General features: G+C 54.9%; 34 protein-coding genes. 30 read left to right on the top strand and 4 right to left on the bottom strand.

Features of this window, described 5'->3' with window-relative positions; genetic code table 11:
- Positions 1-19 precede the first annotated feature (19 nt).
- From rplD to rplQ, 29 genes are all read left to right on the top strand, one after another.
- Complete coding sequence (rplD, locus tag LAO76_08605) at positions 20-676, top strand: 50S ribosomal protein L4 (protein ID MBZ5490977.1); 657 nt, start codon at positions 20-22, stop codon at positions 674-676.
- Positions 676-969, top strand: a complete 294-nt coding sequence (locus tag LAO76_08610; protein MBZ5490978.1) for a 50S ribosomal protein L23 — start codon at positions 676-678, stop codon at positions 967-969. Before rplD ends, LAO76_08610 begins: the two co-directional genes overlap by 1 nt.
- Before the next feature lie 139 nt (positions 970-1,108).
- Positions 1,109-1,933, top strand: coding sequence for a 50S ribosomal protein L2 (rplB, locus tag LAO76_08615; protein MBZ5490979.1), 825 nt, complete (start codon positions 1,109-1,111; stop codon positions 1,931-1,933).
- Positions 1,933-2,283, top strand: coding sequence for a 30S ribosomal protein S19 (gene rpsS / locus LAO76_08620; GenBank protein MBZ5490980.1), 351 nt, complete (start codon positions 1,933-1,935; stop codon positions 2,281-2,283). Before rplB ends, rpsS begins: the two co-directional genes overlap by 1 nt.
- Before the next feature lie 28 nt (positions 2,284-2,311).
- Positions 2,312-2,794, top strand: a complete 483-nt coding sequence (gene rplV / locus LAO76_08625; GenBank protein MBZ5490981.1) for a 50S ribosomal protein L22 — start codon at positions 2,312-2,314, stop codon at positions 2,792-2,794.
- A 71-nt stretch (positions 2,795-2,865) separates the two neighbouring features.
- Complete coding sequence (gene rpsC, locus LAO76_08630) at positions 2,866-3,534, top strand: 30S ribosomal protein S3 (protein MBZ5490982.1); 669 nt, start codon at positions 2,866-2,868, stop codon at positions 3,532-3,534.
- A 151-nt stretch (positions 3,535-3,685) separates the two neighbouring features.
- On the top strand, positions 3,686-4,102 hold the full coding sequence (rplP, locus tag LAO76_08635) for a 50S ribosomal protein L16 (protein MBZ5490983.1): 417 nt from the start codon (positions 3,686-3,688) through the stop codon (positions 4,100-4,102).
- Between the two features lie 179 nt (positions 4,103-4,281).
- Complete coding sequence (gene rpmC / locus LAO76_08640; GenBank protein MBZ5490984.1) at positions 4,282-4,653, top strand: 50S ribosomal protein L29; 372 nt, start codon at positions 4,282-4,284, stop codon at positions 4,651-4,653.
- A complete protein-coding gene (gene rpsQ / locus LAO76_08645) occupies positions 4,654-4,962 on the top strand; it encodes a 30S ribosomal protein S17 (GenBank protein ID MBZ5490985.1) in 309 nt (102 codons plus the stop codon).
- A gap of 125 nt (positions 4,963-5,087) precedes the next feature.
- Positions 5,088-5,459 (top strand): 50S ribosomal protein L14, encoded by a 372-nt coding sequence (gene rplN, locus LAO76_08650; GenBank protein ID MBZ5490986.1) that lies wholly within the window; start codon positions 5,088-5,090, stop codon positions 5,457-5,459.
- A gap of 92 nt (positions 5,460-5,551) precedes the next feature.
- On the top strand, positions 5,552-5,875 hold the full coding sequence (gene rplX, locus LAO76_08655) for a 50S ribosomal protein L24 (protein MBZ5490987.1): 324 nt from the start codon (positions 5,552-5,554) through the stop codon (positions 5,873-5,875).
- Between the two features lie 171 nt (positions 5,876-6,046).
- Positions 6,047-6,604, top strand: coding sequence for a 50S ribosomal protein L5 (rplE, locus tag LAO76_08660; GenBank protein MBZ5490988.1), 558 nt, complete (start codon positions 6,047-6,049; stop codon positions 6,602-6,604).
- Positions 6,605-6,650: 46 nt separating this feature from the next.
- Positions 6,651-6,836 (top strand): type Z 30S ribosomal protein S14, encoded by a 186-nt coding sequence (locus tag LAO76_08665; protein MBZ5490989.1) that lies wholly within the window; start codon positions 6,651-6,653, stop codon positions 6,834-6,836.
- Positions 6,837-7,012: 176 nt separating this feature from the next.
- A complete protein-coding gene (gene rpsH / locus LAO76_08670; GenBank protein MBZ5490990.1) occupies positions 7,013-7,411 on the top strand; it encodes a 30S ribosomal protein S8 in 399 nt (132 codons plus the stop codon).
- Positions 7,412-7,642: 231 nt separating this feature from the next.
- A complete protein-coding gene (rplF, locus tag LAO76_08675; protein MBZ5490991.1) occupies positions 7,643-8,182 on the top strand; it encodes a 50S ribosomal protein L6 in 540 nt (179 codons plus the stop codon).
- 234 nt (positions 8,183-8,416) lie between these two features.
- A complete protein-coding gene (rplR, locus tag LAO76_08680) occupies positions 8,417-8,782 on the top strand; it encodes a 50S ribosomal protein L18 (GenBank protein ID MBZ5490992.1) in 366 nt (121 codons plus the stop codon).
- Positions 8,783-8,787: 5 nt separating this feature from the next.
- On the top strand, positions 8,788-9,300 hold the full coding sequence (gene rpsE / locus LAO76_08685; protein ID MBZ5490993.1) for a 30S ribosomal protein S5: 513 nt from the start codon (positions 8,788-8,790) through the stop codon (positions 9,298-9,300).
- A 169-nt stretch (positions 9,301-9,469) separates the two neighbouring features.
- Positions 9,470-9,661 (top strand): 50S ribosomal protein L30, encoded by a 192-nt coding sequence (gene rpmD, locus LAO76_08690; GenBank protein MBZ5490994.1) that lies wholly within the window; start codon positions 9,470-9,472, stop codon positions 9,659-9,661.
- A gap of 96 nt (positions 9,662-9,757) precedes the next feature.
- Entirely contained in the window at positions 9,758-10,285 is a 528-nt protein-coding gene (gene rplO, locus LAO76_08695) for a 50S ribosomal protein L15 (protein ID MBZ5490995.1), read from the top strand.
- On the top strand, positions 10,286-11,689 hold the full coding sequence (secY, locus tag LAO76_08700) for a preprotein translocase subunit SecY (protein ID MBZ5490996.1): 1,404 nt from the start codon (positions 10,286-10,288) through the stop codon (positions 11,687-11,689).
- 33 nt (positions 11,690-11,722) lie between these two features.
- Positions 11,723-12,421 (top strand): adenylate kinase, encoded by a 699-nt coding sequence (locus LAO76_08705; protein ID MBZ5490997.1) that lies wholly within the window; start codon positions 11,723-11,725, stop codon positions 12,419-12,421.
- 26 nt (positions 12,422-12,447) lie between these two features.
- Positions 12,448-13,197, top strand: a complete 750-nt coding sequence (gene map, locus LAO76_08710) for a type I methionyl aminopeptidase (GenBank protein MBZ5490998.1) — start codon at positions 12,448-12,450, stop codon at positions 13,195-13,197.
- Positions 13,198-13,345: 148 nt separating this feature from the next.
- Complete coding sequence (infA, locus tag LAO76_08715; GenBank protein ID MBZ5490999.1) at positions 13,346-13,564, top strand: translation initiation factor IF-1; 219 nt, start codon at positions 13,346-13,348, stop codon at positions 13,562-13,564.
- A gap of 168 nt (positions 13,565-13,732) precedes the next feature.
- A complete protein-coding gene (rpmJ, locus tag LAO76_08720) occupies positions 13,733-13,846 on the top strand; it encodes a 50S ribosomal protein L36 (protein ID MBZ5491000.1) in 114 nt (37 codons plus the stop codon).
- Positions 13,847-13,996: 150 nt separating this feature from the next.
- On the top strand, positions 13,997-14,383 hold the full coding sequence (rpsM, locus tag LAO76_08725; GenBank protein ID MBZ5491001.1) for a 30S ribosomal protein S13: 387 nt from the start codon (positions 13,997-13,999) through the stop codon (positions 14,381-14,383).
- A 91-nt stretch (positions 14,384-14,474) separates the two neighbouring features.
- Positions 14,475-14,906 carry a 30S ribosomal protein S11 gene (rpsK, locus tag LAO76_08730; protein MBZ5491002.1) on the top strand — a complete coding sequence of 144 codons (432 nt, stop codon included), beginning with the start codon at positions 14,475-14,477 and terminating at the stop codon, positions 14,904-14,906.
- Positions 14,907-15,066: 160 nt separating this feature from the next.
- Positions 15,067-15,696, top strand: coding sequence for a 30S ribosomal protein S4 (gene rpsD / locus LAO76_08735; GenBank protein ID MBZ5491003.1), 630 nt, complete (start codon positions 15,067-15,069; stop codon positions 15,694-15,696).
- Positions 15,697-15,942: 246 nt separating this feature from the next.
- Positions 15,943-17,001 (top strand): DNA-directed RNA polymerase subunit alpha, encoded by a 1,059-nt coding sequence (locus LAO76_08740; protein MBZ5491004.1) that lies wholly within the window; start codon positions 15,943-15,945, stop codon positions 16,999-17,001.
- 172 nt (positions 17,002-17,173) lie between these two features.
- A complete protein-coding gene (rplQ, locus tag LAO76_08745; protein MBZ5491005.1) occupies positions 17,174-17,665 on the top strand; it encodes a 50S ribosomal protein L17 in 492 nt (163 codons plus the stop codon).
- 490 nt (positions 17,666-18,155) lie between these two features.
- Here the strand turns inward: rplQ and LAO76_08750 are convergent, their stop codons facing one another.
- Positions 18,156-19,064 (bottom strand): hypothetical protein, encoded by a 909-nt coding sequence (locus tag LAO76_08750; GenBank protein ID MBZ5491006.1) that lies wholly within the window; start codon positions 19,062-19,064, stop codon positions 18,156-18,158.
- Positions 19,065-19,165: 101 nt separating this feature from the next.
- Positions 19,166-20,086, bottom strand: coding sequence for a hypothetical protein (locus LAO76_08755; GenBank protein MBZ5491007.1), 921 nt, complete (start codon positions 20,084-20,086; stop codon positions 19,166-19,168).
- 66 nt (positions 20,087-20,152) lie between these two features.
- On the opposite strand from LAO76_08755, the gene LAO76_08760 reads away from it, so the two are divergent.
- A complete protein-coding gene (locus tag LAO76_08760; protein ID MBZ5491008.1) occupies positions 20,153-20,671 on the top strand; it encodes an inorganic diphosphatase in 519 nt (172 codons plus the stop codon).
- A 47-nt stretch (positions 20,672-20,718) separates the two neighbouring features.
- On the opposite strand, the gene LAO76_08765 is transcribed toward LAO76_08760, so the two are convergent.
- The gene (locus LAO76_08765; GenBank protein MBZ5491009.1) at positions 20,719-21,123 is read right to left on the bottom strand and encodes a hypothetical protein; all 405 of its coding nucleotides are present in this window, start codon (positions 21,121-21,123) and stop codon (positions 20,719-20,721) included.
- Between the two features lie 62 nt (positions 21,124-21,185).
- On the bottom strand, positions 21,186-23,195 hold the full coding sequence (locus LAO76_08770; GenBank protein MBZ5491010.1) for a DUF4910 domain-containing protein: 2,010 nt from the start codon (positions 23,193-23,195) through the stop codon (positions 21,186-21,188).
- Positions 23,196-23,417 lie beyond the last annotated feature (222 nt).

Consider the following 23,417-nt stretch of genomic DNA (forward strand, 5'->3'; position numbering starts at 1 on the left):
CGGTCCACAAGAGTTCAATATGGCTAAGATCGATGTTGTAAATCTCGAAGGCAAGAAGACAGGCTCACTGGAGCTGGCCGACGAGGTCTTTGGCGGTATCAATGAAGACCTTCTCTGGGAAGCGGTAAAGCATTACCGCTCAGCGCAGCGGGCAGGCACGCACGCCACCAAGAACAAGAAGCTGGTGTCTGGCGCGGGCAAGAAGCTCTGGAAACAGAAGGGCACAGGCCGCGCGCGCGTGGGCTCCATCCGGTCGCCACTGTGGCGTCATGGCGGCACGGTCCACGGACCGCAGCCCCGCTCCTACGATTACCAGTTTCCCAAAAAGAAGCTGCTCGGCGCGCTGCGTTCCGCGCTGGCTTCCAAGCTTTCTGACGGCAAGCTGATGGTGGTGGAAGCGTTCGAGCTGGACGCAGCCAAAACCAACACTTTCCGCAAGACGCTGGGCAAGCTGGGCGTTGGCAAGACGACGCTGCTGGTGGATGGCGCAAAAGAGAACCGCAACCTGGAGCTGAGCTCGCGCAACATTCGCGGAGTGGAATTGATTCCCGGCAATCAAGTGCATCCTTATCACCTGCTGCGTTATGAGACGGCGATCTTCTCCAAGCCCGCTCTTGAGAAATTGCAGGATTCGCTGAAGGCCTCAGCGCCCAAGCACAAAGCGGAGGTGGCGTAATGAAGTCGGCCTATCAGATTATCCGCAAGCCGGTGATCACGGAAAAAGGGCTGGGCGTAAAGGAGAACCAGGGCACGCTGGTTTTTGAAGTGAACGCAGCGGCCACCAAGACGGAAGTAAAAGAAGCCGTCCAGAAGATCTTCAAGGTGAAGGTTGATTCGGTGCGCACCGCGAACTTTCAAGGCAAGGAACGCCGCCGGGGTAAGTTTGCCGGTTACCGTCCGGACTGGAAAAAGGCATACGTAAGGCTGAAGGCGGGCGAAAAAATGCCCGAGTATGCGGCCAATATATAGCTGCTAGCGACTAGCTCCTGGCTTCTAGCCAGAGCTGGTTGACGCAAGCAGTGAGACACGATTTTGAGCTTCGTGAGATTCGAAGCCGTAGAAGAAAAAGGCTAGCGGCTAGAGGCTAGCAGCTAGAGGCTGGTTTTACATGGCAATTAAGACATACAGACCGATTACGCCGTCGTTGCGCTTTAAAACAACGCTGACCAACGATGAGTTGACGACCGACAAGCCGCACAAGCCGCTCACGCGCATCAAGCTGCGCACCGGCGGACGCCGCAACGCGGGTGACATCACCATTTGGCATCGCGGCGGCGGACACAAGCGCAAGCTGCGCGACATTGATTTCAAGCGCGACAAGAATGGCGTCCCGGCGACCGTGGTTTCGATCGAGTACGATCCTAACCGCTCGGCGCGCATCGCGCTCATCGCCTACGCCGACGGCGAGAAGCGCTACATCCTTCATCCCGTGGGATTGAACGTAGGGCAGAAGATCGTCAGCGGCCCTGAAGCCGACATTCTTGTTGGAAACGCGCTGCCGTTGAAGAACATTCCGGCCGGCACAACGATCCACAACATTGAACTAAAGCCGGGCAAAGGGGCGCAGATGGTACGCTCCGCCGGCGGGTCAGCGCAGCTCGTGGCAAAAGAAGATGAGTATGCGCTGGTAAAACTGCCTTCCGGCGAGACGCGCAAAGTGCTGATCGATTGCATGGCGACGATCGGACAGATAGGCAACGTGGACCACGAGAACGTGGCCATCGGCAAAGCCGGACGCAATATCTGGCTGGGCAAGAAGCCGGTGAATCGCGGTGTGGCCATGAACCCGGTAGACCATCCGCACGGCGGCGGTGAAGGCAAGACTTCAGGCGGACGCCATCCGGTGACGCCGTGGGGCCAGCCGACACGCGGCTACAAGACGCGCAACAACAAGCGCACAGACAAGTTCATTGTCAGCAGGAGACAGAAATAATGGCTCGTTCATTAAAGAAAGGGCCGCACATTGACGGCCATCTGTTGAAGAAGATTGAAGACCTGAACGCTAAGAATGATAAGAAGGTCATCCGTTCCTGGTCACGCCGTTCGACGATTTCGCCGGAGATGGTGGGACACACCATTGCGGTGCACAACGGCAAAAAGTTTATTCCGGTCTACATCACGGAAAACATGGTGGGACACAAGCTGGGCGAGTTCTCCTTTACGCGGATCTTTAAAGGTCACTCGATGAAGGCGGCGGCGGAAGTTTCCGCCAAGCCAGCGGGTGTGCCGGGTGGTCCGGGAGCGATTTCTCCGGCAGCATCGTCAGCGCCCCCAGCGAAATAGCAAAGATTGAGAGCATAGGTTAACCGACATGGAATTTACAGCGAAAGCCCGATTCACCCGAGTATCGCCGCAGAAGGCGCGGCTGGTGCTGGACTTGATTAAAGGCCGGCGCGTGGAAGACGCTCTGACCACGCTTACCTTTACCAAGAAGCGCATTGCTCCGGCAATTTTTCAGCTGCTGCGCTCGGCGGTGGAGAACGCGAATTACCTGAGCCAGGAAAAAGGCATGGACGTTGACCTTGACCGGCTCTACGTAAAGCACGCCATCGCCAATGAAGGCCCGCGCATGAAGCGCATTCGTCCGGCGCCGATGGGCCGCGCGTTCCGTTATCAACGCCGCATCTCGCACATGGAAATTGTGCTGGCGGAAAAAGGCGCGGAGAACAAGCAGGAACTGGCAACGGTAGTCGGCGAAGAAGAAGCTGCTCCGGCCAAGGCCACGGCCAAGAAGAAAGCTGTTGGCGCAAAGAAGAAATCAGCCGGCAAGAAGAAGACCGCGGCGGCGCGGTAAAGAATTTCGGTTCGGAAAAAGTTTTGTAGCGCAATTAGTTACGCGGAAGAAAGATTACAAGAGGTAAATGCATGGGACAGAAAGTCCATCCTTACGGATTTCGGCTGGGATACACCAAGCCCTGGCGGTCGCGCTGGTTCATTGAGAAAGATTACGACAAGCTTCTTCTGGAAGACGTGAAGCTGAAGGACGAGCTGAAGGACAAGCTCAAGTCTGCGGGCGTGAGCTCGGTGGAAATCGAGCGTCCGGGCAACAAGCTCCGGATCATCATTCGCACCGCGCGTCCGGGAATCATCATCGGGCGCAAGGGCGCGGAAATCGACAAGCTGAAGGTCGAGCTGCAGAAGCGCACGAACCGCGATGTGTTTATCGACATCCAGGAAGTGCACAAGCCGGAGCTGGACGCGCAACTGGTATCGGAAGGGATCGCGCTGCAACTGGAAAAGCGCGTCGGCTTCCGCCGGGCAATGCGCAAGTCAGTGGATTCGGCGCTGCGCTTCGGCTGCAAGGGCATCAAGGTCCGCGTGTCCGGCCGGTTGAACGGCAATGAAATCGCGCGTTCCGAATGGTACCTGCAGGGACGTCTGCCGCTGCACACGCTGCGCGCCGACATCGATTTTGGTTTCTCTGAGGCCCGCACCACGTATGGCGTGATCGGCGTAAAGTGCTGGGTGTACAAGGGCGACATTCTGCCACAGAAGAGGCGGCAGCCTGAGCGCGCGGGTGCCGGAGCATTTTAAGAAAGCAGTATTTAGTACTTGGTACTTAGCATTTAGCTTTGTGTAGAAGACTGATGCGGCTTGAAATTGGCAAAATTGCCGCGAGCTTGCAGCTAAATACTAACTACTAAGTACTTGGCGAAAAAGTGAGCAGCTACAAGGATTCGAACTTATGTTAATGCCGAAAAAAGTTAAGTACCGCAAGCAGCAGCGCGGTCGCATGTGCGGTAAGGCCTGGCGCGGAGGAGAGCTCTCCTTCGGCGATTTCGGGTTGAAAGTCATGGAGCCGGGTTGGGTCACCGATCGGCAGATCGAAGCCAGCCGCGTGGCGATGACGCGTTTTGTGAAGCGCGGCGGCAAGATCTGGATCCGCCTGTTTCCGGACAAGCCTGTGACCAAGAAGCCCGCCGAAACCCGTATGGGCAAAGGCAAGGGCGCGCCGGACCACTGGGTTGCCGTGGTACGTCCGGGCAAGATCCTGTTTGAGATGGAAGGCGTGAACCGCACGGATGCCCAGGAAGCAATGCGGCTGGCGTCAAACAAGCTGGGCTTGCGGACAAAGTTTGTGGCCCGACACGACAGCCACTAGCTTCTTGCCATCGGCTTGAGCAAGCACCCAGCCGGAGACGTAGTTTGGGCTGAATGTTCAAGATTGAGCAGCCGGAAACGAAGGGATCCAAGGCAAGGATTTAAAAGTATTAAAGCCCAGGCAAAAAGCTAAGGGCTAAAAGCCAGAGGCTAGTGCTAGCAGCCAAAAGAGAAAAGACAATGGATGTCGAAAAACTTAGAAATCTGACCGATGCCGAACTGCTGCACCAGCAGCAGGAGCTCAATGACCAGCTCTTCCGCCTCAAGTTCCAGTTGAAAATGGGACAGACGGAGAGCCTGACCAAGATCCGTGGCCTGCGCAAGGACGTAGCGCGCGTTCATACCGTGATGCGGGAGAAGGAACTGGGAATTGCAGCGCCCAGCAACGGCCACAAAACTGAAGCCGCCGCGGGTGAAGCCGAGCCAAAGCCAAGTTCGAAGCAGGCCGCTGCCGGCAAGAGCGCCAAGAAAAAGAAGACCAAGGCTGCCGCCAAGGGCAAAACAGCCAAGCCGGCAAAGAAGAAGACCGCAGCCAAGGCGAGGAAAAAGTAAATGGCAGAGACAACGACAGAAAAAAAACAAGGCAGCCGCAGCACCAAGATCGGACGTGTGACTTCCACCAAGATGAGCAAGACCATCGTGGTGCAGGTGATCATGAAGAAAGCGCATCCGCTCTATCGCCGCGTCGTAGCCAAGTCAAAGAAGTTCTACGCGCACGACGAGAAGAACACGGCGCACGTAGGCGACTTTGTGGAGATTGAAGAGACACGCCCCATGTCCAAACTGAAACGCTGGCGGTTGAAGAACGTGATCCAGAAGGCCAAGCTGGTGGGCGGCGAGGAAGCAGAAGTCAGCAGTTAACGTCGATTCGAAAACCGCTTAAGAGTGCGGATCGTGGGCAAGGATTTCAGCGCTCGTTGCTGCGCGATTCGGCGGCCAAACGGGCCGAATCGCTGATGAAACAGATTTGATAAGGGGACAAAACCATGGCAGTCATGATGAGAAGCATTCTCGATGTGGCCGACAACAGCGGAGCGCGCCGGCTGCAGATGATCCTGCCGCTGGGCGGCCACACCGGCCTGAACGCCAGCCTGGGCGACGTGGTTACGGCTGCGGTGAAAGAAGCGTCGCCGGACGGCACGGCCAAGAAGGGCACGGTGGTGAAATGCGTGATCGTGCGCCAGCGCAAGGAGCATCGCCGCCGCGATGGAACATATATCCGCTTTGATCAAAACGCGGCAGTGCTGATTAATGAAACCGGCGAGCCGATTGGCACGCGCGTGTTCGGTCCCGTGGCCCGCGAGCTCAGGGAAAAGAAGTTTTTGAAGATTGTTTCTCTGGCGCCGGAAGTTCTGTAACAGCGAGGCGTTGTAAGGGAGACGAATACGGCAAGACAGGAAGATTTCCGGCGGATGCAAGGTTGAGGCCGCCAAATGGTTGAAGGCAGACAATGCATACAAGAGTCGATATCAAGCGCAATGACACGGTGAAAGTAATCACCGGACGTGACAAGGGCAAGCAGGGCCGCGTGCTTCGGGTTTTCCCCGGCAGCAGCAAAGTTCTGGTGGAGCACGTAATGATGGTGAAAAAGAACGTGCGCCCGAATCCGCAGCGCAACATCAAGGGCGGAATCGCGGAGCAGGAATCGCCCATCTCCATCTCCAACGTCATGGTTGTATGCCCGAGCTGCGGACCGTCGCGCATTGGACACAAAATGCACGGCAGCCGGCATGTGAGGATCTGCCGGCGTTGCGATGCGCCGTTGGATAAATAGTTGAAGGCGGTACTTAGTAATTGGTATTTGGCCTTGTGTGAAAGACAAGGGAATGTTGCTGAAAGCGAAGCAGCTCCGAGCAGCCAAGTACTAAATACTGAACCAAGAATTGATGACCCTACGAACCGGTAACCACTCCGAAACCGTGGGAGAAGGAAGTACAGAGAAACAATGGCAACCACAAAGGTAACGGCAAGACTGAAGGACAAATTCGATAAAGAGATTGCTCCGGCGCTGGCCAAGGAACTGGGCACGACGAATCCCATGGCTGTACCGCGACTGCATAAGATCGTGGTGAATATGGGCGTAGGCGAAGCCACGCAGAATACCAAGATGCTTGATCCGCTGGTGCGCGACCTGGGTGAAATCTGCGGGCAGAAGCCGGTAGTGACCAAGGCCAAGAAGTCGATTGCGGCGTTCAAAGTGCGCGAAGGCATGGCGATTGGCGCCATGGTGACGCTGCGCGGTCCGCGCATGTATGAGTTTCTGGATCGGTTGATCAACGTTGCTCTGCCGCGTGTGCGCGATTTTCGCGGGGTTTCGACGAAGTCATTTGACGGTCGCGGCAATTACACGCTGGGCTTGCGTGACCAGTTGATCTTTCCGGAAATCGATTACGCGAAAGTGGACAAGCTGAAGGGCATGAATGTCACGATCGTGACCACGGCGCGCGACGACAACCAGGCAAGGGCGTTGCTCAAGCATTTTGGGATGCCGTTCAGGCAGTAAAGAGCGGTACTTAGTATTTGGTAGTTGGTATTTAGCAAAGGACACAATGGCAACAACAGCGAAGATCGCCAAGACGAACAAGAAACCCAAGTTCTCCACCCAGCACCGCAATCGCTGCAGCATCTGCGGACGGCCGCGCGCTTTTCTGCGCAAGTTCGGCCTCTGCCGCCTGTGCTTCCGCGGACTGGCGCTCAAGGGTGAGATTCCCGGGGTTTCGAAGTCGTCGTGGTAATTGGTATTGGGTAGTTGGTATTTGGTTGGCCGGCAGCAAGTTGAAGTCGGTTAGATAAGAAAGCAGATCGCTTAAGGCCAAGTACCAAGAGCCAATAGCCGGTTTTGCAGTACGTCACGGCAGGTTCTCCGGCGGAGTCGGAGCAAACGGGTGACGATAAGAGGAGATAAACGAAGATGAGTTTGACCGATCCGGTCGCAGATTTGCTGGCACGCATTCGCAATGCGATCCATGCACGGCACCAGAAGCTTGATGTTCCGGCTTCCAAGCTGAAGCTGGAAATTGCGCGCATCCTGAAAGAAGAAGGCTATATCGCCAATTTCAAGCCAACAGAGGAAGAGGGCAGAAAAGTCCTGCGCATTTACCTGAAGTACGGGCAGGACAACAATGCCGCCATCGCGAACCTGCAGCGCATTTCGCGGCCTGGCTGCCGCGTGTATGTGGGACGCAACGATATTCCACGCGTGCTCGGCGGGCTGGGGATCAACATCCTCACCACTCCCAAGGGCGTGATGACGGGACGCCAGGCGCGCAAACAGGGCCTGGGCGGCGAGATACTGTGCGAGGTATGGTAACCCGCTACGCGGCTTACCAGCTGCTAGCCACTGGCTTCTAGCTGCTAGCAGGACCGAAAGGCGAAAAGTGCTTTTCGGCAAGATTGAATGCATTGTTGCAAGTGGCGATTGCACTAACAGTTACTTTGGTTTGGCTAGTAGCTAGAAGCCAGCCGCTAGCAGCTAAGAATCAGCGTGGAATTCAGCCGCAAGCGGCTTGAAGGACTCGCTTCAAGAGAAGGGTAGAGCAAAATGTCTCGTATCGGAAAGAAACCGATTCCGCTCCCACAGGGAGTGAAGTTTGAAGTAAAGGGCAACACCGTGGTCGTGCAGGGTCCCAAGGGTCAGGTGCAGACGCATCTTCCTTCCGGCGTTGAACTGAAGCAGGCGGACGGACACATACAAGTCACCCGCAAGGACGATCATCATGCCGCAGTCCATGGACTGGCGCGGGCTCTGGTGAATAACGCCGTGGAAGGCGTCACCAAGGGCTGGAACCGCGATCTGGAAATCGTCGGTATTGGCTATCGCGCGGAGCTGAAAGGCAAGAACACTGTGGTGTTTACGCTGGGCTATTCGCACCCGATTGAGTTTCCGCTGCCCACCGGCGTAACGGTTGCCGTGGATCCCAAACAGACCAAGTTGACGGTATCAGGCATTGATCGCCAGAAAGTGGGTCAAGTTGCGGCGGACATGCGCAGTTTGCGGCCACCGGACCCGTACAAGCAGAAGGGCGTCCGCTATGTGGGCGAGAAGTTGAAGAAGAAGGTCGGCAAGACCGGAGCGAAATAAAGATCGGGAGATCGGGTGATCGCGCGTGATCGGGTGATCTGAAAGCCGACCCCCGAAGATTGTTACGAGTGAAGATCGCAGATCGGGCCGATTGCAAGACTGGGTGAGCGGAAGTAACAAGATGGAGTGATCTGAAACCGATGAACCGATCATCGGATCACCCGATTGATGGCAAGCAGAAGACAGAATTTTGATCGTGGCGCTCAATAGCGCTACGAAGCAAAGGGTAAAAACATGATTCCAGATAGTTCGAAAGACAAAACACGGCGGCGGATCCATCAGCGGCTGCGCAACAAGCTTTCCGGATCAACGGAACGTCCACGCTTGAACGTGTACCGTTCACTGAACCACATTTACGTGCAGGTGATTGATGACATGTCCGGCACCACGCTTGCTTCAGCCAGCACGGTGAAGGGCAAAAAGGGCGGCAAGAAGACGGGCGGCAATGTGGCCAGCGCCAAGGAAATCGGCAAAGAGATTGCGCAGCGGGCGCAGGAAAAAGGAATCAAGAAAGTAGTGTTTGACCGTGGCGGTTATCTCTACCACGGGCGCATCAAGGCGCTGGCGGACGCAGCGCGTGAAGCAGGTCTGGAGTTCTAAATAAAATGGCAACTGCAACGAAAAGAAAGCTCGATGCCGGCAACTATCAGTTGAAAGACCAGGTAGTGGCCATCAACCGCGTGACCAAGGTGGTCAAGGGCGGCAAAAACATGTCATTCGCAGCCTTGGTCGTGGTGGGCGACCCCAGTGCGGGTGTGGTCGGATACGGTTCCGGCAAGGCCAAGGAAGTGCCGCAGGCCATCCGCAAGGGGATTGAATCGGCCAAGAAAAATCTTATGCGGGTCAACCTGAGCAAGACCTCGATTCCGCATGCGGTGCTGGGCACATTTGGCTCTGGCCGTGTGCTGCTCAAGCCGGCCCCGGAAGGCACCGGAGTGATCGCCGGCGGCGCGGTGCGCGCGGTGATGACCTCAGTGGGCGTGCAGAACGTACTCACGAAATCGATTGGCACGGCCAATCCGCACAACGTGATCAAAGCCACGTTTGATGCGCTGTATAAACTTCGCGACCGCCAGGATGTGGCCACTCTGCGGGGCAAGACGCTGCAGGAGCTGTAAGAAGGCAGTATTTAATACTGGGTACTTAATATTTAGCTTGTTTGAGAGACCGAGGCGGTTCTGGTGAGATGAGACAGACGGGGGCTGACGGCTAAGTACCAAATACCAAGTCTCGCTTCGGCATAGGCAAGAGTGCCCGTGCATAAGAATTCGAAGGAATAAGGGAATTATGACGGCAGCTAAAAAGAAAATTCGCCTTCAATATGTGCGCTCGAAGATTTGCACGCCGGTGAAACACAAGCTGGTGGTGAAAGGGCTGGGCTTTACCCGGCTTTATCAGGTGGTGGAACGGGAAGACACGCCGTCCATTCGTGGCATGGTCGCCAAGGTTCCGCACCTGGTGCAGATCTTAGAAAAATAGATTTGGTAAATGGGTAATTGGGTAAATTGCCAAATCAAAAACAGGGAAACCGAGTAGTCATCGCAAGTCAGCGGTGATTGCGCAAAAGGAAATCAAGTGCCAACGAATTTATCGAACTTACGGCCTCCCAAGGGCGCCACGTCCAACAAGAAACGCGTGGGCCGGGGCATGGGCAGTGGAATGGGCAAGACTTCAACGCGCGGCCACAAGGGCCAGCGTTCCCGTTCAGGTTCGCGCATGATGCGCGGCTTTGAAGGCGGCCAGATGCCATTGCATCGCCGCTTGCCCAAGCGCGGCTTCACCAACATTTTCCGCGTGGAATACCAGGTTGTGAATTTGGATCGCCTTGTAGAACTGGGCGAAAAGAACATTACCCCGGAACTCCTGATCAAGAACGGCGTAGTACATAAGAACGATCTGATCAAGGTGCTGGGCGATGGCGAATTAAAAACGGCGCTGACTGTGCAGGCGCATAAGTTCTCCAAGTCGGCTGAAGAGAAAATCACCAAGGCCGGCGGCAAGATTGAGATTATTGGCGGCGCTGCCGTTGCGGCATCGGCCAAGGACGAACCCCAATCGGGCAAAAGCAAGGCACCTTCGAAACTAAAGAAAAAGGTGACCTAAATGTTCGAGAAACTGGCGAATATCTTTCGAGTACCGGACCTGCGCAAGCGCGTGCTGTTTACGCTGGCCATGCTGGCGGTCTATCGCCTGGGATCACACATTCCTACGCCGGGCATTAATACTGACCAGTTGCAGAAGGCGTTTGAGCAGCAGAGCGGCGGATTGCTGGGCTTCTATGATCTCTTCAGTGGAGGCAACCTGCGCCGCTTGACGATTTTTGCTCTGGGCATCATGCCGTACATCACGGCATCGATTATCTTGCAACTGCTCACGGTGGTTTGGGAGCCGCTGGCGCGCCTGCAAAAAGAGGGCGACCTGGGCCGGCGCAAGATCACCCAGTGGACGCGTTATCTCACGCTGATTCTTTCCGTGCTGCAGAGCATGGGCATCGCATTTACGCTGCAGACGCAGAAGTTCGTTATGAACCCGGGATGGAGCTTCATCCTGATGACGATCATTACCCTGACCACGGGTAGCATCTTCATCATGTGGCTGGGTGAGCAGATTACGGAACGCGGCGTGGGCAACGGCATGTCATTGCTGATTTTCGCCGGCATTGTCGTCGGATTGCCAAAAGCCGTAGTCGATCTGGCGCAAAAGGCGAAGTCGTCAGCCTGGGGAAGCTTTACCGTTCCAGCTCTGCTGATTCTTGTCGCCATCATGATTCTGGTGGTGGCATTCATCGTCTTTATGGAACGCTCAGAGCGGCGCATTCCGGTGCAATATGCCAAGCGCGTTGTAGGACGCCGCATTATGGGCGGCCAGTCTACACACTTGCCATTGCGCGTGAATTCCGGCGGCGTAATGCCGGTAATTTTTGCTTCGTCGCTGCTCAGCATTCCGCAGATGCTTACGCTTTCAAACGCGTTTAAGCCTGGCGGAACGCTAAACCGATATTTTGGCGGCACCATGGAGCAGCTCAAGTGGGGCGAGCCGCTTTACACGCTGCTGTACGCTGTCGGCATCATCTTCTTCGCTTATTTTTACGTTTCCATCGTGTTCAATCCGTCTGACGTGGCGGACAACATGCGGAAATACGGTGGCTTTATTCCCGGCATACGTCCCGGCCATCGCACGCGCGACTACATTAACGACGTGCTGACGCGCGTAACGCTGGTGGGCGGCTTGTACCTGATCCTGATCTCGCTGATTCCGGAATGGATGATTGCCGGAATCCATCTTGATCACATCCCATGGATCGGACCGAGAGTTTTCAGCGGTCTGCCTACATGGGTGCTGCACGGATTGAACGTGAACTTTTACTTTGGCGGCACATCGCTGCTGATCGTGGTGGGCGTGGCCATGGACACGGTGAATCAGATCGAATCACAATTGGTCATGCGCCACTATGAAGGCTTTACTTCTCGCAGCGGACGCGTTCGCGGCAGAAGAAGCTGGGGCTAAACGGAATTCCGGCCGGCAACGGGTGTTGACGCTATGAGCGGAAAAAATATACCTGTGGGTCCGATCGTCTTGCTGGGAGCTCCCGGAGCAGGCAAAGGTACACAGGCCAAGTTGATTGCCGGACATTACGGGATCCCCCACATTTCTACCGGGGACATCCTGAGGGACAATGTGGCCCGCGGTACGGACCTGGGCAGGAAAGCAAAAAGGGTCATGGAACGGGGCGACCTGGTGTCCGATGACCTGGTGAACGGCATGGTTGCGGACCGGATCAAGCAGCCGGATTGCGATCGAGGATTCGTGCTGGATGGCTTTCCGCGGACTGTGGCGCAGGCGGAATGGCTGGATAAAGAGTTGGCGGCGAAGGCAGGCGAGAAGAAGCCGACGGTTGTCGTAGACGTTGAGGTAAGTTATAATCAATTACTGCAACGGCTTACAGGCCGCCGTACTTGTCCTGTCGACGGCAAGATTTACAACATCTATCTCCAGCCGCCCAAAACTGAAGGCGTTTGCGACGTCTGCGGCACCCAGTTGTTCCAGCGCGTTGACGATACGGAAGAGGTCATATCTGAGCGTTTGAAAAGCTACGAGCGCCAGACCAAGCCTCTGGAAGAGTTTTACCAGAAGCAGGGACGGTTGCGCTGTGTCAACGGGGATCAGCCCGTTGAAAAGGTGATGTCGGAGATGTTTCGCGCGATTGAAGGCGGCGCGGCCGCCGCAGGCAGTGAGTAACTGAAGTAAGAGCAGTTGAAGCAAAAATGATTAATTGCAAATCACAATCCGAACTGGCAAAGATGAAACGCAGCGGGCAGATTGTCCGGCAGGTTCTGGACGCGGTAAAGGCCATGGTCGCCCCGGGCGTTTCCACCATGGACCTGGAAAATGCCGCGGAAGAAAAGATTCGTGAGTTCGGCGCCAAGCCCGCATTTAAAGGCTATTGCGATTATCCCTGCGTGCTGTGCACGTCAGTGAACAATGAAATTATTCACGGCATACCGTCAGAAAAGCGGGTGCTCAAGGAAGGCGATATTGTTTCCATCGATTGCGGCGTAGTGCTGGATGGTTATTATGGCGATTCAGCCATCACCGTTCCCGTGGGCAAGGCGATTGCGCCAGAGTTGCAAAAGCTGCTTGACGTGACGGAGACGTCGCTGAAAAAAGCTATTGAAGAAGTCAGGCTGGGCAAAACCGTTGGCGATGTAGGCGCGGCAGTGCAGGAATACGTTGAAGCCAACGGGTTCAGCGTGGTGCGCGAATTTGTAGGACATGGAATTGGAACGCGGCTGCATGAAGACCCGCAGGTCCCTAATTTCGGCACGCGCGGGCATGGAACACGGTTGCGTGAAGGCATGGTCATCGCCATTGAGCCAATGGTGAATATCGGCAAGCCGGGAGCGCGTGTTCTGGATGACAAATGGACTGCGGTTACAGAAGACGGCAGCTATAGCGCACACTTCGAGCACACCGTGGCAGTAACGAGAAATGGGCCGCTGGTATTGACTGAGTAGGGAGCCGCTTGGCCGGAGAATTTAAGAAATCGCGCTCAGTTTGCGCACAATGCGGGATGTAAGAAGAAAGATGATCGGTGAGCGAGTCAAAATGCTTTTGCTAGAAGCCAGAAGCTAGCGGCTAGAAGCTTGCAAACCAAGGAGCTAGGTGAGTAAAGAAGACGCGATTGAAGTGATGGCAACGGTGCTTGAGCCGCTGCCGAATGCCATGTTCCGGGTGGAACTGGAAAACAAGCATCAGGTGCTGGCACACGTTTCCGGCAGAATGCGCAAGAATTTTATCCGTATTCTTCCAGGGGACAAGGTTGCGGTGGAACTCTCACCGTACGACCTCACTCGCGGACGCATCGTGTATAGATACAAGTGAGTGAAAGAGCTTTGAGGATTTGGTAATTGAGTAATTTGGTAAATGGGTAATTGAAGAACGTCTCGGGATTCTCAATTACCAAATTACAAATTTACCCAATTACCAAATTGAAGAAGAACTCAGGCCGAGCAAGACCCCGGCGGTTCGGATATCAGAGAGAGCAGAGACATGAAGGTTCGGGCATCGGTAAAGAAAATCTGTGACAAGTGCAAGATCGTGCACCGCAAAGGCGTGGTGCGTGTGATCTGCGAGAACTCGAAACACAAACAAAGACAAGGTTAATTTATCGGGATCGGGATGAAGGCCGCCGGCTGTAAACCGATCGACACTTGAGTTAAAGGGACGGGTGAAGCGCGAAGAGAGCGCTGTCCCGCGCGAACGGAGCGCGAGGGCGGAGCAGCGAAACGCGGCGGAGCCCTCAGGAGAAAAGACATGGCACGCATTTCAGGCGTTGATCTTCCGCGCAACAAGCATGTGAACATCGCGCTGACGTATATCTACGGCATTGGCAACTCGCGTTCCACGCGGCTTCTGGCCACGGCGAAGGTCGAGCCCATGAAGAAAGTCCAGGACCTGAACGAGGACGAAGTCAACCGCATACGCCAGGCTATTGAAGCCGAAGGCGACGTGGAAGGTGATCTGCGCAAAGACATTTCCATGCACATTAAGCGGCTGATTGAAATTGGTTCGTACCGTGGCTATCGTCATCGCCGCAACCTGCCCGTACGCGGACAGCGCACACACACCAATGCGCGCACCCGCAAAGGCCCGCGCAAAGGCACGGTCGCGAACAAGAAGAAGACGGCGGCGAAAACCTAGCAATTAGCCATTGGCATTTGGCAATTAGCTTGAGTATGGGCGCGACTGGCAATGACAGTCGCCTTTGAAAGATATACAGGAAAAAACTTCTATGGCAAAAGCAACAGCAGCACCGGGCACCGGCGCGACCGGAACAAAAGGCAAGAAAAAAGTTTTCAAGAAGAAAGAGCGCAAGAACGTTCCGCATGGCGTGGCGTTCATTCAGGCGTCTTTCAACAACACCATTGTGACCATCACGGACAGTGAAGGCAAAACTTTGGCGTGGAAGAGTTCCGGTTCGCTGGGCTTCCGCGGGTCGCGTAAAGGCACTCCGTTTGCCGCGCAGCAGGCTGCCAGCAATGCCGCCAGCCAGGCGCGCGATCATGGCATGCGTTCTGTTGAAGTGCGCGTGAATGGCCCGGGATCAGGACGTGAGTCGGCAATTCGCGCTCTGGCAGCCGCAGGGCTGGACGTGAAGACGATTAAGGACGTGACGCCCATTCCGCACAACGGATGCCGTCCGCCAAAGCGCAGACGCGTTTGATTGCAAGTTTTGTTGGCACGGGTGAAGCATGAAGTGAGCGCTGGCCCGCGCGAACGCAACGCGAGGGCAGAGCAGCAATGCTGCGGAGCCCTTGAATAAACGGATCGGGAAGAAAGGGTAGCCACCCCGTAAACCGATCGTCACTCGAAGAGGAGAAATAATGGCACGTTATAAAGGTGCAGTATGCCGTCTTTGCCGTCGCGAAGGCATGAAATTGTTCTTAAAAGGGGCCAAGTGTTTCACTGACAAGTGCCCCGTGGAAAAGCGCAACTTTGCTCCCGGCCAGCATGGCAAGGACCGCAAGGCCAAGGTCGTAGGCTATGGCTTGCAGCTGCGGGAAAAGCAGAAGACCAAGCGCATGTATTTCACCCTGGAAAACCAGTTCCGCAACTACTTTGAGAAAGCCGCGCGCAAGCCGGGTGTCACCGGTGAACTGCTCCTGCAACAACTGGAGCGCCGGCTGGACAATGTAGTTTACCGGCTGGGCTTTGCCACGTCGCGCCGCCAGTCGCGGCAGATTGTGCGCCACGGCCACATTGACGTGAACGGACGCCGTGTGAATATTCCATCGTTCCAGGTGAGCGCCGGAGACGAGATCCAGGTGCGCGACAAGGCCAAGAAATTCACGGTGATTGAGGGTGCGCGCGATTATTCGAGCCACCAGCCTGTAGTCGGATGGCTGGAAGTGGACCGCGACAACCTGAAGGGCCGCGTTTTGTCACTGCCGAAGAGAGAAGACATCAATGCGCCGGTCAATGAACAGTTGATCGTCGAACTGTATTCGAAATAGAGCTACTAGCTACTAGCTTCTAGCTGCTAGCCGGAAAGAGGCCGGGAGACCGGTTTCGGCTGATGAATCAAGGAAGTGAGATCCAGCATCAAATAACTTCCAACTGATTCATCCACTCAAAATTTGGTTTAGCCAGAAGCTAGTGGCTCACAGCCATTAGCTTCACAATTGCCCGCACCAGAACAGCCTTGCCGCCTCCCAGCTGCATGCGCCAAACGGAGCGGAGTTGAAAGGACAAAAAAGCACATGGTTCTATGGAGAGGTTTCCAAAAACCCAAACGTCTTGCCACCGATACCGAGACGCTCACCGATAAATACGGCCGCTTTTACGCTCAGCCTTTTGAGCGTGGATTCGGCACAACTATTGGCAACGCCCTGCGGCGCGTACTGCTGTCATCCATTGAAGGCGCGGCCGTAACCGCCGTGAAAATTGAAGGCGTGCTGCATGAATTTCAATCGATTCCCGGCGTTGTTGAAGACGCAACTGACATCATTCTTAACCTGAAGCAGGTCCCGTTCAAGCTGAACGGCGACGGTCCTAAAGCTATTTACCTGAAAGCCGAGCAGCCGGGTGTGGTCACCAGCGCCATGATTGAGGCGGATGGCGACGTGGAAATCCTGGACAAGAATGTTTACATTGCCACGGTTTCTGAAGGCGGCAAGCTGGACATGGAAATGCGCCTGAAGCGCGGTCGCGGCTATGTGGCAGCCGACAAGAACTTTGACGAAGACCTGGGTCTTGGCTTCATCCCGATCGATTCTGTACACTCACCGGTGCGCAAGTGCAATTACACGGTGGAAGCGGCCCGCCTGGGACAGATCACCGATTACGACAAACTCGATATCGAAATCTGGACCAACGGCTCCATTGCCCCGGCTGACGCGCTGGGTCTGGCGGCGAAGCTGCTCAAGGACCACATGACTATCTTCATCAATTTTGAAGAGGAGTTAGAGACGGAGTCGCGTGGTGAAGAGAAGCCGCTGATCAAGAATGAAAACCTGAACCGTTCCGTTGAAGAGCTGGAGCTTTCCGTGCGCAGTTACAACTGCCTGAAGAACGCGAATATCCAGTCAATCGGCGAGCTGGTGCAGAAGACGGAAGCGGAGATGCTCAAGACCAAGAACTTTGGCCGCAAGTCGCTCAATGAGATCAAGGAAATCCTTGCTTCCATGGGCCTCTCGCTGGGCATGAAGATTGACGATCAGGGCAACGCCGTTCCCGGACCCACCAGCCAGATGCCGTCCGCAGTGTCTATGGGCGGCGGTGTTCTGGATGACGTTGGCGGCGACGGGCAGGAATTCTAGGATCGGGTGATCGGGAGATCGGCAAAGCTGTAACGCGATCTCCTGATGCCACAATCCCAAAAAGATATAGCCAATGGCCAAGAGCCAAAGGCCTTTCAACTAGAAGCTAGAAGCTAGCACCCAGAAGCTAGTAGCTGTTGAGCAAAAGAAATTCAGTGAAGGACTTAAGACTATGCGTCACCAGAGACACACGAAGAAACTCGGACGTAACACCAGCCATCGGCGCGCGCTGCTGCGCAACCTGGTGACCTCACTCATCATGGAAGAGCGGCTTGAAACCACCCCGGCCAAGGCCAAAGCCATGCGTCCGCACGTGGAAAAGATGATCACACTGGGCAAGCGCGGAGACCTTTCCGCGCGGCGTCTGGCGGGCAGCTACCTGATGACGCGTGAATCGGTGAGCCGGCTGTTTGAAACCGTGGCGCCGCGTTTTGGCGACAGAAGCGGCGGCTACCTGCGCATCATCCACAAAGGATGGCGGCAGGGCGATGGCGCAGCAACCTGCTACATCGAGTTACTGGGCAGTGAAAAGGTGATTGAGGCCAAGCGCGCCAAACGGGCAGAGATCCGCACCAAGCGCCAGGAAGAAGTCCGCAAGCAGATGGAAGAAGAGCAGGCAGCTGCGGCCGCTGAACAAGGCGGCGGCGAGGAAGAAAAGAAGTAGCGACGGCCACTCAGCACATTCGATTCTATCTTCATTAAGGCAGGCTGCCCCTATTACCAGTTGGCAGCCTGCGATTCACCTTCACTGGATACCACAAGGTCCCGTGGATCCATCACTACCGTGGCAGACATTACAATCCGACCCGAATGTACCACAATGGCCCCCGGCTGTGGCGGTACTGCAAAACCTTAACTGGCAAGTGAGAGAAGAGGCTTTTGCCCGATCAGGTATCATATGAAGAGCAGCCAAGCTGAGCGCGAGTACTGCAAACTTGAAAAGCAATCTTTTATAATTCATCTTTGAAGCTCCTTTACAACTTTCAACTAATCTAATCCTCCAGAAAGCGGGAGCAACGGCAGAACGATGGCTTTTTTATTTCCGAAAATGGGCGAAAATCCCATTTTGGAAAGATTCAAGTCTATTGTCGTGAATTGCCTATAAAGGCCTGCACTCAGCTTTTCAAAATGCGCCATTTTTGGCGCGTTTTGTCTTAGCGCGCGGCCGTGGTAACTGGGCCGCACGGGGTTAATTGCCAGGGTGAGTAGAGAAGTATGTTTTTGTCAATTTTGCCGTTGGAGTTCCTGATCTGGAGCTTCCACTCTTTCGGCTTGTTGAGCGCAGCCGGGGCCTGGATGCCCAGTAGATAGCCGGCCCAGGCAAACTCCAAGAAACGGTCATTCCTAAAACCCGTATAGGCGCCGCCGGTGCTTAAACTTAATATCTTCAGGGACAAATTTTCTTCCCTGTCATGCTGCTGGAAGTCTTTGAAAACTCCTCTGGGCGTGAATTTCGGCCGAATTACCACCAGCAGGCGCGTGCCGCTGGCCGCGAATTCCTTTTTCATGTCATTCAGATTGCGCTTGCTCTTGTTGTCATGGCCATCGGTCAGAAGCAAAATGGTGTCTCCCGGCTGGTGCGGTCCAAATACGGCAATGGCTTGATGCAAGCTGTCAAAGAGTGAGGCATATTTACCCGGAAGTCGGGCAGCTTGAGCAAGCACTTCGTCAATGGCAGAAGACCGTTTTTGTGGATCAGTAAGAAATTCTTTGCCGATGAACGCCTCTTCAGCAAATGCTCCGAAGGCGATTGGCCGCCCAGCTGGCGCTGTACGCGCCTTTGCGGCGATTCCGCGCACCAGCGCGTCCACTTCCTTGTCGTCGGCGCTTCCGCTGCTCTCAGTCAGCACCAATACGCGATTGTTGAAGCTCTGAGTGGCGCTGATCACAGACAGAGAGGCGTTTCCCATTCGCGCCTCAAAGTCTTCGGCGTTCAGGCCATCAATGCCAAAATGGGTTTTGTCGTTAAAAGTGTCTACTAGAACATAAGTAGTGCAAGTTTGAGCAAAACCAGTGGTTGCAGCCAGTGCGATAAGGGCGAAGAAGCAGACGGTACGAACCATTGAAATCGTTATCCCTCCACTTTAATAGTGAAGAAAAACAATGATGCGTTTCAAAACACCTCATGTTTATGAATCAACGTCGTACTTGGGCGAATTTGTTTTTAGTAGTTGCTCTTATGGGCGCTTTCTTTTTTGGGTGGAGTCTCTTCCTGTTCGCATGCGGGGAACCGGGCAGGATAATAAAAATTCGTTTTCCTGTGCGTCTGGGCTGCATCGCCGCGGAATTCCACCTTCCATTTGTGCGGCCGTCTCATACCGGAGGGTAGTTTGATTTCCAGCATGTACCCGGCCCAGGCAAAACGGATGAGTGAAGCAACATACATGCTCAGGAGGCCGCCGGTTTCCTCTGTGGTGCGTGCCAGCACCATTTTCTCCAGTTCATGATTGCTCCACAGAAAGTCGCGCTCCACGTGGCTGCCCTCCGTTCGACGCATCATAAACAGCCGCGTTCCATTGGCGATAAATTCTTTCTCTACGCTTTCCGGTGAACGGTGGCTGGAGTCATCATAGGGATCGCCGACGAGCAGGACGGTATCCCCCGGCTGGTGCGGCCCAAAAAGCGCGAGAGCTTCATGCAGAGCGTCCCATAGCGCAACGCGTTTCCCCAGCGGAGGCGCGCTTTCAACTACTTCATTGATGGCGGCTGTGCGCATCTCCGGTTCGGAAGGAAAGCCTTTGGTGAAGGAAGCTTTTTCAGCAAAAACTCCGAAGGCGACGGGCTTACCTGCCGGCGCTTGCCGCGCCTGCTGCGTGACGGTGCTTACCAGGTCAGCGAGTTTTTCATTTTTTGCCGAACCCTCGGTTTCCAGCAGAATTAACAATCGATTATTGAAGTCACGGCTGGCGCTCAGCACCGGGAGTTTCTGGCCGTCGACTTTTATCTCTAGGTCGCCTGGCTTGAGCGTCTCAATCTCGTCTTTTGTGAGCTGATCATAAAAGGACGCCACGACAGTGGTGGTGCATTCCTGGGCCAGGCCCGGGGACGAAAGCAGAACAGCAAGGACTCCAATGACAAGGCGCATGGGGACACCTCACAGCCCCACTAAAATACCCTAGAATGAGGAATGCCGCAGGTTAAAAATTAAAGCATGCCCGATTACACAAGACTCCCCATAGGCGAGAAAGCCCCGCACCGCGTGAACGCGGTGATTGAAATTCCCAAAGACTCAGTCAACAAATACGAGTATGACAAACAGCTCCACGTGTTCAAGCTCGATCGCACCTTGTTTTCGCCGGTGCACTATCCCGGAGATTACGGCTTTATTCCCTGCACGCTCGGGCAGGATGGCGACCCGCTGGACGTGCTGGTGTTGGTGGAAGCGCCCAGCTTTCCCGGATGCCTGATTGAGGTGCGGCCGATCGGCGTGTTGCAGATGATGGACCAGGGCAAGAAAGACGAGAAAATTCTGGCCGTGGCGGAAAGCGATCCGCTCTACAAGAACGTGCATGATTATTCGCAGGTGTTCTCACACACGGTGAACGAAATCGAGCACTTTTTTTCCATCTACAAGGCGCTCGAAGGCAAGAAGACGGAGATGGCGGGCTGGGCCGATGAGGACGCAGCAAGGAAGATCGTGATGGAGGGACATAAGCGGTTCAAGTGGTAGAGAATCCGCGCCGCAGATTCAGCGGATGGGCGCAGATCAAACAGGATTTAGCCGCGAATAAACGCTAAAGACGCGAATCTTATTGATCTGTCCATTTCACTTTCAGCTGTCTTACTCCATAAGCCTTTGATTTTCCCAAGGCTGAAGAACCATCCTCTTTGAATGATTGCGCTGGGACTAGTCTGAAGCGCCCAGTCAAGGATATGTTTTAACTCTTCATGTCTAGCAACGTCTTCTGGCAAAGCCGGATGTGATTCGATTTTAACCTTGCCGGTATGAAGCGCCAGTTCCCATCTACCCCAGATCTCCCACGCCTCCATAGCTAATCGAAATGTCCGATCATCAATCGGCGTGAGTCGGTACATGTCTGAGTAATCATCTTGGGCTGCATCAAATGCGCTCGTAAAAATGTGGTTTGCTTTGAAAGTTAGCGATCCCATTAAGAGGGCCATCGTAATAATCGGTTACTGTGAAGACGATTTCGTTGCCAGGTTCAAGATCGTCGGAAAACATGTTATCTGGAAACCAATTTTTGTTTCTCCAGAATACTTACCAGACGATCCACCCAGGTCTGGTCGATGTCGAGTAAGTATTCGGCGGAGAGAAGGTCTGCAATTTCTGCGGTGCCGCGATGGCCGTCCATGAAATTTACAGCCTCAAAACTGATCAGTGCGAAGTTTGGTTTTGTGGCAAGGCCTTCGGAGTCGCTGGCGAAACGGGCTTCCTGTTCGGCGAGCCACTTGCCGTCTTCTGCGCTTACGCCTTCGAAAGCGGAGGCGTCGAGAGGAAGAATGGTGAGTCGATATGGGCCAGAGCCGGGGTTACCAGCCATTTTTGCGCGGCCAGTTTTGCCGGATGGAGCAACTGAGGTGTTCAGACGGTCAACCTGGTTCTTAAGCTCCTCGAGATTTCTTGTTGTTCTTCGATTTGGTTTGCTTGTGTCCGCAGTTGCATCCTGAGCCAAACGATGGGCAAGTTCTCTCACCCTGCTGGCGTGGTCGGCAGCTCCGAGCTTTTCAGCATCACTGCTGTTTGCTGAAGCCAGAAAATGTGCGGCTGCACTGGCGAACACACCGACACGCTTAAACTCGCTGGCATCGGTTTTATCGATCTTGTCTTCGCTGGTGTGATGTGTCCAGTCAGGATCGTGGCCCAGCATGGTTGCGGGAATGCCAAGCCCAAGGAAAACATCGTGGTCGCTGCCTTGTGCATAAGGGATAGCCTCTGGCTGCCAGTAGTTGCGCGTGCCAGTTTGTGCATAGAGATCAGCTTCGCGCGTTTGATCCAGTAGATCCGATAGCAAAGCGTCTAAAAATGTGTGGACGATCGAATCCGGCGCTTTGGTGAAGTAGAAGCGCGAATTGGTTTTGACCGTGTCTTCACCGACCATGTCCATATTGATATTGGCAAGGATGCAGGGCTTGCCTTCAGCAAACGCGTCGGGCTTGTTGCGTGGGTCGCCCCATGGAGTATCGCAATGGCGCGCTTCGGGATGGTTGCTCACATAAGCCAGCGTGCCGAAGTATTCCGGCACCCACATGAAGTGGATCGTCAGCTTCGGTGGAGTAAGTTTCTTCGTCGCGATCAAAGTCTGTAGCACACGCGCGGCTTCCATCATAGCTCCAGAGCCGGATGCGTTGTCATTGGCGCTCCACTTGGGATGGTCGAGGTGTCCTGTAATAAGAATCTCTCGTTCAGGATGTTCCGTGCCACGGATGTAAGCATGGACCAGCGTGAGCTTGCCCGGGCTGAGTGTGGCGTCGATCTTGCCATGCACCCGCACCGCGCCCTGCTTCATCATCGACTTGAGCATGTCGTATTGATTGCGGGAAATCTGGAAGCCGCCGCTGGTTTTGTCGAGTTCTTCAGCGCGCGGCCAGATGCCGTTATAGCGAATCATGTCCGGATGGTCAGGCCGGTCACCCGCGGAGGGATAGATCACAACGCCGACAGCGCCGTATTTTAAAACGGCTTCGCGCACGACGTTGGCGGCGTAACCAGATGCAAGAGCGACTTTGCCACGAACATCAACGCCCTGGTAATTCGCGTCACTGGCGCCGCTGCCCACGTCCACCAGTTCGCCTGACCACTCGCCGCCCTTGGAATACGTCGAGACGCACATGGGCACGTCTGCATAGCGGCAGAGCATGATGGGCTTGAAGTCCTTTGCGCCGGCAACGCCCTCGGGCCTTAGTTGATCAACCCATAGCTCGCCGCTACGCATGTCCCAGCCCATGGGCGAAATGTAGGTTCCGTACTTCGTCTTGCCGTCGGAAACAAACTGCTCGATCCTGGCTTCAAGTCCAGCAGCTTTCAGGCGGGGAAGGACGACTTGTTCGGCGACCGCAGACATCATCGGGCTGCCCTGGATGCGGTGATATTCGACGATGCGTCGGGTGTTCTCCTGCGCAGCCTCGCCGGAATATTCATTGGCGATGGCGTCAAAAACTTCCTGTTTGACCAGGTGCTGGGCGGAGGCGAGCAGCGCAGTGAAGCAGAGGCACAGGCGCAGAAAAATTTTCATGCCGATGAGAGTACAGGAAAGCGGTCGATTGCGGACACGTAAAATTTCCAACTTTTTAGCCGCGAATAAACGCGAAAAACGCGAATTCAGGAAATACAAAAGGGTCAGGTTTATTCAACCTGAGACAGTTTAGGCAGAGCAATGTTCTTTAGATTCGTGTTTATTCGCGAAATTCGCGGCTCGGGTTCCTGTCATTTGTCCGGGAACATCTAGCACGGGTGA

The organism is Terriglobia bacterium (assembly GCA_020072645.1).
Taxonomy (GTDB): Bacteria; Acidobacteriota; Terriglobia; order Terriglobales; family Acidobacteriaceae; genus Angelobacter.